Source organism: Meiothermus rufus DSM 22234 (assembly GCF_000423425.1).
GTDB classification, from domain to species: domain Bacteria; phylum Deinococcota; class Deinococci; order Deinococcales; family Thermaceae; genus Meiothermus; species Meiothermus rufus.
This window is the reverse complement of record NZ_AUHY01000008.1, coordinates 14,200-27,828: the sequence shown is the minus strand read 5'-3', so window position 1 is coordinate 27,828 and position 13,629 is coordinate 14,200. Positions and strand designations below refer to the sequence as shown.

At 65.4% G+C, this 13,629-nt stretch carries 14 protein-coding genes; 10 read left to right on the top strand and 4 right to left on the bottom strand.

All coding sequences use genetic code 11. The features are described 5' to 3' along the window. Positions 1–2 precede the first annotated feature (2 nt). The 3 genes from G552_RS0102095 to G552_RS0102085 are packed head-to-tail and all read left to right on the top strand — an operon-like array spanning position 3 to position 3,516. Positions 3–1,370 (top strand): proton-conducting transporter transmembrane domain-containing protein, encoded by a 1,368-nt coding sequence (locus tag G552_RS0102095; protein ID WP_027881508.1) that lies wholly within the window; start codon positions 3–5, stop codon positions 1,368–1,370. Beyond that, complete coding sequence (locus G552_RS0102090; protein WP_027881507.1) at positions 1,358–2,695, top strand: hydrogenase large subunit; 1,338 nt, start codon at positions 1,358–1,360, stop codon at positions 2,693–2,695. The genes G552_RS0102095 and G552_RS0102090 overlap by 13 nt, the downstream gene beginning before the upstream one ends. After that, positions 2,692–3,516 carry an NADH-quinone oxidoreductase subunit B family protein gene (locus G552_RS0102085; RefSeq protein WP_027881506.1) on the top strand — a complete coding sequence of 275 codons (825 nt, stop codon included), beginning with the start codon at positions 2,692–2,694 and terminating at the stop codon, positions 3,514–3,516. The genes G552_RS0102090 and G552_RS0102085 overlap by 4 nt, the downstream gene beginning before the upstream one ends. Here the strand turns inward: G552_RS0102085 and surE are convergent. Continuing rightward, complete coding sequence (gene surE, locus G552_RS0102080; protein WP_027881505.1) at positions 3,492–4,226, bottom strand: 5'/3'-nucleotidase SurE; 735 nt, start codon at positions 4,224–4,226, stop codon at positions 3,492–3,494. The genes G552_RS0102085 and surE overlap by 25 nt on opposite strands. A gap of 103 nt (positions 4,227–4,329) precedes the next feature. Between surE and G552_RS0102075 the strand changes: the two genes are divergently transcribed. After that, positions 4,330–5,079, top strand: coding sequence for a glycosyltransferase family 2 protein (locus tag G552_RS0102075; protein WP_027881504.1), 750 nt, complete (start codon positions 4,330–4,332; stop codon positions 5,077–5,079). A gap of 31 nt (positions 5,080–5,110) precedes the next feature. Here G552_RS0102075 and G552_RS0102070 read toward each other — a convergent pair whose 3' ends face one another. Beyond that, positions 5,111–6,421 (bottom strand): cryptochrome/photolyase family protein, encoded by a 1,311-nt coding sequence (locus G552_RS0102070; protein ID WP_027881503.1) that lies wholly within the window; start codon positions 6,419–6,421, stop codon positions 5,111–5,113. A 95-nt stretch (positions 6,422–6,516) separates the two neighbouring features. Between G552_RS0102070 and G552_RS0102065 the strand changes: the two genes are divergently transcribed. The 4 genes from G552_RS0102065 to G552_RS0102050 all read left to right on the top strand — a co-directional run bounded on the left by G552_RS0102065 (position 6,517) and on the right by G552_RS0102050 (position 10,633). Continuing rightward, positions 6,517–7,506 carry an alpha/beta hydrolase family protein gene (locus G552_RS0102065; protein WP_027881502.1) on the top strand — a complete coding sequence of 330 codons (990 nt, stop codon included), beginning with the start codon at positions 6,517–6,519 and terminating at the stop codon, positions 7,504–7,506. Between the two features lie 250 nt (positions 7,507–7,756). Further along, positions 7,757–8,809: an acyltransferase gene (locus tag G552_RS0102060; protein WP_027881501.1), complete on the top strand. Its 1,053-nt coding sequence runs from the start codon at positions 7,757–7,759 to the stop codon at positions 8,807–8,809. Between the two features lie 34 nt (positions 8,810–8,843). Further along, positions 8,844–9,836, top strand: coding sequence for a dipeptidase (locus tag G552_RS0102055; RefSeq protein ID WP_027881500.1), 993 nt, complete (start codon positions 8,844–8,846; stop codon positions 9,834–9,836). Positions 9,837–9,871: 35 nt separating this feature from the next. Beyond that, the gene (locus G552_RS0102050) at positions 9,872–10,633 is read left to right on the top strand and encodes a sulfite exporter TauE/SafE family protein (protein WP_027881499.1); all 762 of its coding nucleotides are present in this window, start codon (positions 9,872–9,874) and stop codon (positions 10,631–10,633) included. Positions 10,634–10,636: 3 nt separating this feature from the next. Here the strand turns inward: G552_RS0102050 and G552_RS14600 are convergent, their stop codons facing one another. Next, positions 10,637–11,275, bottom strand: a complete 639-nt coding sequence (locus G552_RS14600; protein WP_051195643.1) for a helix-turn-helix transcriptional regulator — start codon at positions 11,273–11,275, stop codon at positions 10,637–10,639. Positions 11,276–11,286: 11 nt separating this feature from the next. Beyond that, entirely contained in the window at positions 11,287–12,336 is a 1,050-nt protein-coding gene (locus G552_RS0102040) for an Mrp/NBP35 family ATP-binding protein (RefSeq protein WP_027881498.1), read from the bottom strand. A gap of 134 nt (positions 12,337–12,470) precedes the next feature. Here G552_RS0102040 and G552_RS14595 point away from each other — a divergent pair, with 134 nt between their 5' ends. Continuing rightward, positions 12,471–12,920 (top strand): ester cyclase, encoded by a 450-nt coding sequence (locus G552_RS14595; RefSeq protein ID WP_051195642.1) that lies wholly within the window; start codon positions 12,471–12,473, stop codon positions 12,918–12,920. A gap of 27 nt (positions 12,921–12,947) precedes the next feature. Then, positions 12,948–13,589, top strand: coding sequence for a ferritin-like domain-containing protein (locus G552_RS0102030; protein WP_245575083.1), 642 nt, complete (start codon positions 12,948–12,950; stop codon positions 13,587–13,589). Positions 13,590–13,629: the final 40 nt, after the last annotated feature.

Below are 13,629 nucleotides of genomic sequence, written 5' to 3'. Positions count from 1 at the left end.
CTATGCTGTACCTGCTGCTGCTACTCCCCTTGCTCCCCGCCCTCTATGCCCTGCGCGAGCGGACGCCTGCGCGGTTGGCCAGCCTCAGCCTGGGGGCAGCCTGGTTTTCGCTGGCACTGGGGCTTTTGGCCCAGAACCAGGCCAGTGGCCCCTTGCGGCTGGACGGGGTGGGGCTTTTCTACCTGCTGCTTACCGATTTCATCTTCGGCCTGGTGGCCCTGTATGCCCGGGCCTATTTCCAGGAGAGCCAGGACCAGGAAGCCTGGCGCTTTTTCGCCGCGGGCAACCTCTTCCTCTTTGCCATGCACGGGGCCTTCCTGGCCCACAACCTGGGTCTTTTATGGATTTTTGTGGAGGGGAGCACCCTGGCCTCAGCCCTGCTGGTCTACCACAAGGGCGGGGCGCGGGCCCTCGAGGCCACCTGGAAGTACCTCATGCTGGGCAGCGTGGGGATCGCCCTGGGGCTTATCGGGGTGATTCTGGTCTACGCCCTGCTGGGCGGGACCACCCTGGACTGGCAGGAGGCCCGCGAATGGGCCCGCACGGCCAGCGCGGCCCAGCTAGGCCTGGCTTTCGCCTTTTTGCTGGTGGGGTTTGGCACCAAGGTAGGGCTCTTCCCCCTGCACGCCTGGCTGCCCGACGCCCACTCCGAGGCCCCCAGCCCGGCCTCGGCCCTGCTCTCGGGCACCCTACTCAACGTCGCCTTCTACGCCCTTCTGCGCTATACCGCCCTGCTGGGCAGCGCGGGGCTTTTCGAGAAAGCTGCGCTTTTGCTACAGAGCTTCGGCCTTATCTCGCTTCTGGCGGCAGGGCTTTTCCTTTTTGCACAAAAGGACTTTAAGCGGCTGCTGGCCTATTCCAGCATGGAGCACATGGGGCTGGCGGTCTATGCCTTGGGCCTGGGCCTGCCCTGGCTGGCTATGTTGCACACCCTGTTCCACTCCCTGCTCAAAACCGCGGCCTTCCTGGGGGCCGGAAACCTGTTGCTGGCCTACCGCAGCAAGCTCATCGCCCGGGTAGGGGGGGTCTACCAGGCCTGGCCCGCTGGGGCCTGGGTCTTCCTGCTGGCCCTTCTGGGCCTGGCCGGGCTGCCCCCTTTCGGGCTGTTCTTCGCCGAGTTCCAGGCTTTGCTCGCCTCTGCGCCCTGGGCCATGGGACTTTACCTGCTGGGGCTGGTGAGTGCCTTTGCCGGGCTACTCTGGCCCCTTTCCCAGATGATCTATGGCCCGGGGACCCTGCCCCACCGGCCCCAGGGCCAAAGCCTGGTGCTGGTGCCGGGGGTTCTGCTGGCTGTGGGCCTCTTCCTGGGGCTGTTGCCCCCGGTGGAGCTGGTTAAGACCTGGGCGGAGGTACTGGCATGGACGCGCTGATCGAAGCCCTGAGCCAAGGCCGGCTAGTAGCCCTGGACTACCAGGCCCCAACGCTTCGCTACTTTGTGGAAAGAGCGGAAAAAGGCCTCGAGGTGCTGGAGCTAGAGGCCACCACCACCTTCCCCAGCCTGGCCCGCGACTTCCCCGCCCTGGACTGGTTCGAGCGGGCCCTGTGGGAGGCCCACGGCCTCCACCCCGAGGGCCACCCCGCCCTCAAACCCTTGCGCGACCACCAAAAACCTTACCCCTTCGACCCGATCGAAGGCCTGCACGAGGTGCCGGTAGGCCCGGTGCACGCCGGCATCATCGAGCCCGGGCATTTTCGCTTTAGCGTGCTGGGTGAGCAGATTCTGCACATGGAGGTACGCCTGGGGTACCAACACCGTGGCCTCGAGGCCCAGATGCAGGGGCAGGGGCTGGCCCAAGCCCTCCTGCTGGCCGAGCGGGCCGGGGGAGAGAGCGTGGCCCATGCCCTGGCCCTGGCCCAGGCGGTGGAGGCCGCCTGGGGGGTGGCGGTGCCCCCCAGGGCCCAGGTCTTGCGCCGGGTGGTTCTGGAGCTCGAGCGCATCTTCGGCCACCTGGGCCACCTGGCTGGCCTCTTTACCGACATCGGCTACGCCTATGCCGCAACCCAGGTAGGCAAGGTGCGGGCCTTGCTCCAGGGGCAGCTCGAGCGCCTGACTGGCCACCGCTATGGCCGCAATGCCATCGGCCCAGGCGGGGTCTACTTCGACCCCGACCGGGGCACCCAGGACGAGCTCCAGGACGCCCTGCACGACCTAGGGCGCGAGGTCGGCGCCCATCTGCAAGCCGCCCTGAAGCACCCCATGGTGCTGGACCGCATGCGCTATGTGGGGCCTGTAAGCGAGGCCCAGGCCCGCCTGCTGGGTCTGGTGGGGCCGGCAGCCCGCGCCAGCGGTATCGCCCGCGACCTGCGCCAGGAAGACCCCCTCTACCAACCCTTCAGCCCGGTGGTGCGCTCTGGGGGCGACGTGTTGGCCCGCGCCCAGGTCTACAGCGAGGAGGTACGGCAAAGCTTCGCCTACCTCGAGCGCTTCCTGGCCGAGCTGCCCTCCGGGCCGGTCTGGGCCAAAGAAGCCGCTCCCCCGCCCGCCGCCGAGGGGTACAGCCGGGTGGAGGCCGGGCGGGGCGAGGTGTTCTACTGGGTGCGGCTGGAAGGGGCCCGGGTGGCCCGGGCGCGGCTGGTAGACCCCAGCTTTAAGAACTGGCGGGCTTTGGAAATCGCGGTGCGGGGCATGGGCCTGCCCGATTTCCCTCTCATAAATAAGTCCTTCGACCTTTCCTACGCGGGGTGCGACCTATGAATGCCCTCTGGCAAACCCTACGCACCGGTCTTCTGACCCGAAGCCTGGACAAGCTCTTCCGCCTTCCGGCCTGGGCCCCCGGCTGGCCACTGTTGCAACCCCAGGGGCTATCCCCTCAGGTGCGGCAGGCCCTACAGGCCCTCTGCCCCAGCGGAGCCTTCCAGGAGGAGCCGGGGGAGTTCCGGCTGGATCTGGCCCACTGCGTGCTCTGTGGCCGCTGCCGCAGGGCCTTTCCCCAGGCCATCGAGGAGATGCGCAGCCTCGAGGTTGCGGTCACCCGGCGCAGCGACCTGATCCAGCGGGTCGACCTGGAAAAGGGGGCCTTTGTGGAGGCCACCCCCCCGCTGCCCACCCGCAGCGAGCTGCACCTGCCCACCCTGGCCTTCCGCGAGGTCTCCGCAGGCAACACCGGCCAGGACGACAGCGAGATCGCTCTGGCGGGCAACCCCTTCCACGACATGGCCCGCTTTGGCTTCAGCGTGGTGGCCTCGCCCCGCCATGCCGACGCTTTGCTGGTCACCGGCCCGGTGAGCCAGAACATGCGCGAGGCCCTGCTGCGCACCTACCAGGCCACCCCTGAGCCCAAGGGCGTGGTGGCCGTGGGCAACGAGGCCATCGATGGTGAGGTGTTCAAGGGCAGCCCCCAGGTGGTCGGCGGGGTTGACCGGCTTTTGCCGGTCGACGTGTACGTGCCGGGCAGCCCGGCCCGCCCCCCCGCCATTCTGCATGGCCTTTTGCTCCTCAGCGGGCGGGTACGGCAGCGCCTGGTGGGCGGGCGGTTGCAGGAAGCCGGGCCTCAGTCGGCCAGGGTCGCCCGCTGAAAGGCCTGGCCCAGGCGGGCCTCGTCGGTCAGGTCGAGGCGCAGGGGGGTGAGGGCGATAAAGTTGTGCTCCAGCGCCCAGCGGTCGGTGCCCTCCTCCGGCTCGTGATCGGGGTGGGGGGCAAACCAGAAGTGCTCCCGGCCCATGGGGTCGGTGCCGGGCACCACCCGGCCCAGGTAGCGCCGCACCGACTGGCGGGCCCACAGCAGCCCCTTGGGTTTGGGCGGCAGGTTGACGTTGATCAAAAAGGGCTTGGGCTCGCGCAGGAGGGCTTCCAGCACCTTTCCCACCCAGGGCTTGAGGCCTTCAAAGTCGGGCTCGCGGCCATTGACGGGGGTGCTGAAGGCGATGGCCGGAATGCCCAGAAGGGCGGCCTGTTTGGCCGCGGCTACGGTGCCGGAGTGCCAGATTTCGTGGCCCAGGTTGGCTCCCAGGTTGATACCTGAAAGCACCAGGTCGACCTGCTCCCAGTGGTGGGTGCCCAGGGCCACGCAGTCGGCAGGGGTGCCGTTGACCCGGTAGGCCTCGAGGCCCCCCAGCGGGGTGGCGCGGTAGTGCAGGGGGCGCAGGATGGTGATGGCATGCCCCATAGCCGACTGCTCCACATCGGAGGCCACCACCCGCACCTGGCCAAAGGCGGTGGCCACCTGGGCCTGGGCCAAAAGACCGGGGCTATAGATACCGTCGTCGTTGGTGACCAGGATTCGCATCGTCGTTAGCCCCATCCTGGAGGCCCAGCGTCAGGGTAGGGTCAGGCAAATGTCAGGGTAGGTACCAAGCTAGCCTGACAAAGGGCTTTTAATCTAAAGCCGAATGGTCAGCGTAATCATCCCGACCTATAACCGCCCCCAGTTGCTTCTGCGGGCCCTGCGCTCGCTCCAGCGCCAGCTCTACCCCGACTGGGAAGCCCTAGTGGTGGACGATGGCAACGGCTCGGGCATCCTGGCGGCCCACAGCCTGCGCGACCCCCGGATCATCGGGGTGCGCAACCAGGGCCAAGGCCAGGTGGAGGCCCGCAACACCGGGCTGGCCCAGGCCTCAGGGCAGATCATCGCTCTTTTGGACGACGACGACTGGTGGCTCGACCCCACCCATCTGCACCGGGTGGTGCGGGCCCTCAAGGCCCGGGCTGGCCTGGTCTACCGGGGGGGCTATTTGCTACTGGAGCGGGACGGCCTCGAGCTAGAACGCATCCCCTTCGACCACCAGGCCACCCCGCACTCCCTCCTGCGCGACAACCACCTGCTGGCCACCGGGGCGGCCTACCCCCGCGCTCTGCACGACCAGCTGGGCCCCTTCGACCCCGAGATGGCCGACTACTGGGACTGGGACTGGTACCTGCGGGTAAGCCGCGCCGGGTATCCCCTGATCCAGCTACCGGGCCGGGGGGTGGCGGTCTCTGTGCACGGGGCCAATATGTCCTACGCGGCCCGGCTCGAGGAGCGCCGGCGCAACCTGGAAAAGCTAGCCCAGAAGCACGGGCTGGGCCAGCTCGAGCTCAAAGACCACCGCATCATCGCCGGGGCTGCCGGATACCGGCCTCGCAAGCGCATAGCTTCTTGAAGGGCGAGGCGCTCTGCGGAAAAGCTTTAGTCTAGGAACGTTTCTGTTTAGCTACCTTTTCCGCTGCCGCCAGGTAGCGGCGGCGGGCTTGCTCGAGGTCTAGCCATGGCCGTCGGTAGGGCTGGGGCCGCCCCCCCGACTCCGGCACCCAGCGACGAAGCCAGGCCCCACCGGGGTCGTGGGCCTCGGCCTGGGCCACCAGGTTGAAGACCCGGAAATACGGGGCCGCATCCACCCCCAGACCCCCAGCCCAGTGCCAACCCTGCAGGTTGGAGGCATTGTCGCCATCCAGCAGAAGGTCGCGGAAAGCCCGCTCGCACTTTGGCCAGGGCAGGAGGGCGAGCTTAACCGCAAACTGGGCCACCACCATGCGGGCCCGGTTGGACAGAAACCCGGTAGCCCGCAGCTCGCGCATCCCAGCATCCACCACCGGAATACCGGTCTGGCCGGAAAGCCAGGCTTCGAACAACTCGGCATCATCGTTCCAGGGCAACGCCTCCCAGCGGGGGTCGAAGGCTTGGGTCAGCATCCCGGGACGGTGGTACAGCAGGTCGCCGCTAAAGTCGCGCCAACACAGCTCGTTCACCCATTTCTGTGCCCCTTCGCCCCCCCGCCGCAAGGCCCGCTGGGCCGCCAGCCGGGGCGAAAGCACCCCCAGGGTGAAGTAGTAGGAAAGCCGCGAGACTCCTTCCCCAGCCAGGCCGTCGCGGGTCTGGTGGTAGGCGGGGAGCTTCGCCTGTACAAAGGCCTCGAGCCGCCCCAAAGCCGCCTCCTCCCCCGCCGGAGGCAGGGGCACATCCGACTGCTCCTGTGGAATGGAGCCCAGCTCGTAGCCTGGGGGCAGGTTCAGCGGCAAAAAGCGCTGGGGAGCCTCAAGCAAAGTGGGCTCGAGGGCCGCCCACCAGCGCTTGGAAAAGGGGGTAAAAACCGTGTAGGGGCTTCCATCGGGCTTGCGCAGGGTGCCGGGCTCGAGGATGTACTGCCCCGGCAGCCAGCGCACCGCCCTCCCCAGGGCCTGCTCCACTTTGGCATCCCGGAAGCGGGCGTAGGGCGTGCTGTTGCGCACAGCATAAACCTGCTGCACCCCCAGCTCGGCCACCACCCGCGACACCACCTCCCAGGGCAGGCCAGCCCGCACCAGCAGTACCCCACCTCGTCGGGCATAGGCCTGGCGCAAAGCGGTCACATTCCGGTAAAACCAGGCCCGGCGGCGGAGGGTGGTGTTTTGCAGGATGTTGGGGTCGAGCACCACCAGGCCCAAAACCGGACCCGCACGCAAAGCCGCATCCAGGGCCGGGTGGTCGTGCAGGCGCAAATCAGCACGATGCCAGACCAGGTTCATGGGAGTCATACTGCCCAAAAGCGGGCCACAAAAGTAGGGGATGGCTTCAAATTGACCCTGGCCGATTTCTCAGGCAAGGTGGGCATACTGAGGGGGTGCGCGGCCTGTGGGTGGTTCTCCTTGCCTTTTTGCTGCTCATTCTTAGCTTGGGGGGTTGGGTATTGCTCCGGCCTCAACTTGGGAAAGCCCCGGAAGCATGGCAGATTCAGCCCCTACCCGATCCCAACCTACAGCGCCTGGCGGTGCGCTACCAAAGCGATGTAGAGCTGTATGCTGAAATCTGCAAACCCAAAGGCCCTGGCCCCTTTCCCAGCGTGGTTCTGGTACATGGGGGGTTCGTTGGTCCCAACGCCAGCACCCTCGAGCTGTGCCGAAGCTGGGCCCAGGCTGGCTACCTGGTAGCCCTGCCCCACCTGCGAGGCCAGGGAAAAAGCCAAGGCAGAAGCGAGATTTGCCAAAGTGAAGGCCCCGATGTGCGCCTGCTGGCCGATGGCCTACCCCGCCTGGGGGGCACCACCCAACGGGCCTATGTGGGCATCTCGCTGGGGGCTTGTGTGGCCTTGCGCGCTGCCCGCCACGACCCCCAGGCCAAAGGGGTGGTCTTTCTGCTGGGCGCTACCGATTTTTTAGCCATGATGGAACGCCTCAAGCGTTATGGCCGCACCGAGGCCTACCAGCGCTGGCAGGCCCTGGTGGGGGCCTCGCCCGAGGCATGCCCCGCGTGCTACCGCCAGCGCAGCCCCCTCACCTGGGCCCAGGAGGTGCAGGCTCCTCTCCTGATGGTAGCCGCTGGCAACGACCCCATCGTCTCGCCCTTGCAGTACTGCGCCCTGGCCCAAGCGCGGGAAGAGGCCGGGCACCCCGTCCGACGGGTGGCCCTGACCCGCGAAGGCCAGTTATGGCGCAGCCCGCTCATCAAAGAGCGCGCCTGCTTGGGAGGTTTTGCCCCTCTGGGCCCCTTCACCCGGGATCAGCTGGTGCTCTACCCCGACCTGGAGCACCACACCACCCCTGCCATCTGGGCCCTGGTGGAGCAGGCCCTGGCAGCCTGGCTTAGGCCGTCCGCGACCTCGGGCAAACCCTGATGGATTGGGAAAAATCATCCGGCAATGGCATAGTCCAGAGGAAAACCCGGGGTTGTTCCCCCTCGAGCCAGTTCGGTTGAAGCCTTTGATCTCAAGCCCCATCCTGATGAAGATTAAGATGCAAATTTTTCTGCTATAGCGGAAATATTGCGCTTTTTTGAAACCTTTTCCCCAACCCACCAGACCCCAGGCCCATTTTCACATGCAACTCCAGGGGTTGCTCTAATAAAACCCGGTTACACATAGGGCTATGGGCGCATCCCTTGCCGCAACCGTCGTCCACAATTCGCTGCCCTGGGTGGATGTGTACCGGGGTCTGGCTATCCTAGGGGTTTTAGTAGCCCACGTAGGTGGGCGCTTTTTACGCGAGGTACCCCAGGACTCCGAGTACTGGTGGTTCATCGCCACCTTCAATCGGCTGCTGGCCTTTGTGGTGCCAGCCTTCCTTTTTCTCTCTACCCTGCTGATTGGCATGAGCCTATTGCGGAGTGGCCCCCCTTACTCCTGGAGCCGCCTGCGCCCGGTGGTAGTGCCCTACCTAGTCTGGACTGGTATTTACCTGCTGTTCCGCTTCTACGAGGGCACCCTGCCCCCCCTCACCCCGGAGCGGATCAGTCTCTATTTGCTGTGGGGCAAGAGCTACTTCCACCTTTACTACATGGTGCTGGCCATACAGCTGGTGCTGCTCATGCCCCTGCTGTTGCCGGTGCTACGGCGCAAGGTTCCAGCCTGGGCCATCCTGTTGCCCAGTTTCGGCCTGACCTTAGCCTTTTACTGGGCCAACCGGCTATATTGGCAGATTCCTTTCCCTGGAAGTACCCTGATCTGGTACCTGCCCACCCTGGCCGTGGGCTTGACCCTAGTCCACCATATGCCCCGCCTGGAAGCGCTCATGCCACGCTACCGGGTGTGGGGGTTGGTATTCGTGGGCCTGGGTATGGCCCTATACCTACCCCTGGCCTACGATGCCATCCGCAACATCCCGGTCAACACCTTCCAGTATCAGGTGGGCTACTGGATATACAGCAGCGCGGCCTCCTTGGTGTTGGTCTCCTTGGCGCTGGGGCTGGCCCGGACCCCCCTGAGCCCAGCCTTGCAGTTGCTGGGCCGCTACTCACTGCAGATCTACCTGATTCACCCCTTGGTGATCCGGCTGCTTGAGCGCACGCCACACTTCCCCGAACCCTTGGGTGTATCGCCGGCTTTTGCCATCTATGTGGCCCTCTCCCTATCGATTCCGCTAGCTGTGGCCATCCTAGCCCGGTGGCTGCGGGCCTCGAGGCTCCTGTTTGGCCGGGCCTAGCCCCCAAGCGGGCCAGGCGCGTAGGATTGGGGACGTGATTGTAGACGCCCACCTCGACCTAGCCCACAACGTCCTTGACCTGGGGCGCGACCTAACTCTCCCCCTGGCCGAGCTACGCCAGCGCGACCGGCACCCCGAAGTGCCGGTGGTCACCTTACCGGCTTTGCGCGAAGGCGGCGTGGGGGTTTGTTTTGCCACTATATGGGTCAACCCGCACCAGTACCCCGACCCTCAGATGGCGCATACCCAAGCCCTACGTCAGCTAGCGGTATACCTGCGCTGGGAGGAGCAGGGCCTGGTACGCATCCTGCGCGACCAGGCCAGCCTGCAGGCTCACCGGGCCTTATGGCCACAGGACCATACCCCAGCCCTGGTGATCCTCATCGAGGGGGCTGAGTGCATCCGCCAGCCAGAGGAAGTGGCCTTCTGGTTCGACCAGGGTGTACGGCTCATCGGGCCCGCCTGGCAGCGCACCCGCTACGCAGGGGGCACCCGTGAGCCTGGTGGGCTGACCCCGCTGGGCCTCGAGCTTTTGCAGGCCATGCACCAGCACCGTCTAGCCCTAGACCTCTCCCACATGGATGAAGAGGCTTTCTGGCAGGCTTTAGAGGTTTTCCCGGGCCCCTTGTGTGCTACCCACAGCAACCCTCGAGCCCTACTGGGCGGCGAGGGAGAGCCTTACGCCAACCGCCACCTGAGCGATGCCATGATCCAGGCCATCGGCCAGCGCGGGGGGGTGATCGGCACGGTGCTCTATAACTTTTTCCTCGACCACACCTGGCAGCGTGGCCAGAAGCGGGTGGGGCTGGAGGTGGTGGGCCGGCACCTGGCCCATACCGCCCGCCTGGTGGGCTGGGACAAGGTGGGCCTAGGCTCCGACTTCGACGGGGGCTTTGGCCTATACGAAAACCCCCAGGGCCTGGATCAGCCCGCCGACCTGCACAAGATCGCCGCACTGGTGCCAACCCCCTGGCAAAACCACGTGCTGGGTGAAAACTGGCTGCGCTGGCTGCAAACTCTATTTTGAATCAAAAATCTAACCTGTGTGGTATAACCAGGGCTGTGAATCTTCTCAGTCTGTGGATTGGCCTCGCTGCAGGGGCCTTTGGGGGGTTGGTAGGCCTGGGGGGAGGGGTTATTGCGGTACCCCTGATGGTCAGTTTCCTCAAACTCAGCCAGCACGAGGCCGTGGCCACCAGCCTGGTGATGGTGGTCTTCACCGGGCTGGCTGGGGCGCTAACCTATGCCGCCCAGGGCACGGTGGACTGGCTAGCCGCCCTTCTGATCATCCCTACCGCTATGTTCAGCGCCAACCTAGGTGCGCGCTTTGCCAACCGGCTACCCGAGTGGAAGCTCAAGCGGGTCTTTGGCTGGTACCTGGTTTTCGTGGCCCTGATGCTGGTGCTCAAACCCTATATCCCTCACGCAAGCGAGCCCCTAGAAGGCTGGGTACGGGTTCTGCCCCTGCTATTTACCGGTGTAGCCTCGGGGTTTGCCTCCGGCCTGCTGGGCGTGGGTGGAGGCACCATCACTGTGCCCATCATGGTTCTGCTGGTAGGCCTCGAGCAACACACCGCCCAGGGCACTTCCCTACTGGCCATGATCCCTTCGGCCCTGGTCGGTTCGTACACCCACTACCGCTACGGCAACCTGGCCCAGGCCCACGTACCGGGGCTGGTGGTGGGCATTCTGCTGGGAGCCTCGGCAGGCGGTTTGGTAGCCAACCAGCTACCGGAGCTTTGGCTACGGGTCCTTTTTGCCGGGGTGCTGCTTTGGACAGCCAGCCGGTACACCGGGGTCAAGCCTAAGGCGCAAACCAACTAGCCGCTACCCTGATGGTCGTTTCTCTGGGCTAGCGCTGGGGGCCGCGATGCGGTAACGGCAACAGCGTCCCCCCGCAGCGATGCGCTCCTCGCGCACTACCGGCAGCCCCAGCAGTTTCTGGTACATCTCCAGCTCACTCTGGCAAAACTCACTGTGCTCGATGGATAGGGCCAGCTTGGGGCAGCGGGCTTGCTCCAGGTACCAGGCCCCTTCTTCAAAGTAGAAGCTAGCCTGATAGCCCTGCTCGGTGAGGAACTCGGCCAAGCGATAGAGCTTTTGCTCGAGGGCCAACCCCTGCATATGGGGGGCCAGCTCCTCCAGGAGCTTGGCATTGCGCCTGGCCAGCACCTCCAGCACCAACCCGGCCCCGAAAAGCTCTTTGAGGTGGGTGAGCACATCGGCGCACATGCGGGCATAGGGGGCCTGTTCGTCTATGGCCTGGTAGACCTGCTTGGGCCGGCCCCGGCCCTCACTTTTTTCTAGGTGCGCCCGCACCAGCCCTTCGCGCTCGAGGTCTTCCAGATGGCGGTGCACCGCAACCTTGGAGATGCCCAGGGACTCGGCCAAAGCCCCTGCGCAACGCGGCCCTGCACGCAGGGTCTCGAGGATGCGCAGTTTAGTCTCTCCCAGTCCCAAGGCCATACCTACTACCCCTAGGCCATTGGCAGCATCAGGTACGACTGCACCGAAAGACGCCCAGCCAGATTGCGCGCGGCCTGGCGAAAGGCCTCGGCCTCGGGCGAGTCGGGGTGGCCCAGCACCACCGGCACCCCAGCATCCCCCCCTTCACGCACCGAAAGCGCCAAGGGAATCTCCCCCAGGAAAGCGGTCTGGTACTGCTCGGCCATCCGACGGCCCCCACCCTGTCCAAAGATATAGACCCGCTGGCCGTTTTGCTCGTAGTAGGACATGTTTTCCAAAACGCCCAGCACCTCCACCTGTACGCGGCGGAACATATCCAGCGCCCGCTCCGCGTCAATACGGGCCACATCCTGCGGGGTGGTCACAATCACCCCACCGGAAAGCCGGGTGAGCTGGGCTAGGGAAAGCTGGACATCCCCGGTACCCGGAGGCAGGTCGATGATCAGGTAGTCGAGCTCGCCCCAGGCCACCTCCTGCAAAAACTGCTTGAGCGTACCGTGCAAAATGGGCCCCCGCCAGACCATAGCCTGCCCCGGTGGCACGATGTTGGCAATGCTGATGAACTTAATACCATAGCGCTCCAGGGGGAGCATCCGCTTCTGTTCATCCACCCGCAAACGCAAGGCCTGGGCCCCCAGCATCTGGGCCTGGCTGGGGCCGTAGATGTCGGCATCCAGCAAGCCCACGCTGGCCCCCTCCTGGGCCAGAGCAATGGCCAGGTTGGCCGCCACCGTGCTCTTCCCCACCCCTCCCTTACCCGAGGCAATGGCCACAATGTGCTTGATTCCGGGCAAAGGCAGGTTGTGCGGCGGCCGCACCTGGGCGCCAAACTGCACCTCCACCTCGCTAGCGCCAATCTGGCGAAGGGCCTGGCGTACTTCCTGGGCAATCTGCTCTTTGAGGGGGCAGGCCGGGGTAGTCAGGTTGATCTTGACCGCTACTTTGGCCCCTTCCACCGCGACTTTCTCCACCATCCCCAGCGAGACCAAATCCTTGTGCAGCTCGGGGTCGTGAACGGTTTTAAGGGCCTCCAGCACCTGGGCTTCGGTGGGCAAACTCATCTCGTATTCAGATTATGCCTGGAAATCCTCCGATGAACGGGGCTAGCGTCACATTACCCGGTTTTACAGCACAATTTCCCCTTTGACGTTTTTTTTACGCCGGCTTTGGCACACTGGCGGCGGAGGTTGAAAAGGTGTTCGAGGTTAACAAAAGCATCGTGCGGCGCTTTGTGGAGGAGGTGGTGAACCGGGGCAACCTGGGCGCGGTAGATGAGCTGCTCTCCCCCCAGTACCACCACCACGCCCCGCTGATGTCCGGCCTATCGGGCGGGCGAGAAGACGCCAAGCGGCTGTACGCCTTGCTGCACGCCGGCTTTCCCGACCTCGAGGTCCGCATCCTGCACCTGGTGGCCGAGGGCGAGCAGGTCGCCCTGCACAGCCACTGGCAGGGTACCCACCGTGGGGTGTTTGCTGGCCTGGCCCCCAGTGGATGCCGCCTGGCTTTCGAGAACCTCGAGCTTTTGCGCCTGCGGCAGGGGCTGATCGTGGAGCACTGGAGCCTGCTGGGCTACCCCCAGCTTCTGCTCTACCTGCACCTCCAGCCCGCCGCAGCCCCTCAACCTCCTTCGGCTCCGCGGCTCTAAGCCCTCTTGTTGCAAAAGGAGAAGACCATGCTAGAAATCTTGGAAAGCCAGAAAAAAGCCAACCGCCGTCAGTTTGTTAAGGTGCTGACCGCCGGGGGCCTGAGCGCGGCCCTGGCCACCCAGCTCGGCCACCTGGCCCTGGCCCAGTCCCAGGGGGTGAGCGATCTGGATGTGCTCAACCTGGCCCTCACCGCGGAATACCTGGCCACCGACGCCTACACCCGGGCCCTGACCGTGGCCTTCCCCAGCAACATCCGCGACTACCTGGCCGAGGCTCTCAAGCACGAGGAGGCTCACGTCAAGGCCCTACAGGACACCATCAGCGGCCCCTTCCGGGCCACCCCGGTAGCCCGGCCCCAGTTCACCTACGGCGACCTGCAGTTCAACGCCGCCAACCGCCTCAAGGTGCTGGAGACCCTGGTGGCCCTGGAGACCGCCTTCACCGGGGCCTACCTGGGGGCCATCCCCCTGATCCAGAACAAGGCCGTGCTCTCCGCTGCAGCCAGTATCGGTATGAACGAGGAAGCCCACCTGGCCATCCTGCGCGACGCAGTGATCAGCCTGGGCGGGCGGGTAGAGGGGCCTCAGACCCCAGTAGGCCGGGCCTTCGCTGCGGCCATCACCCCCGAACAGGCCACCCGGGCGGTGCAGGGCTTTATCCGTCGTTAGGCGCTGGAAGGATTGCGCATCTTCCCCGCGGGAAACCCCA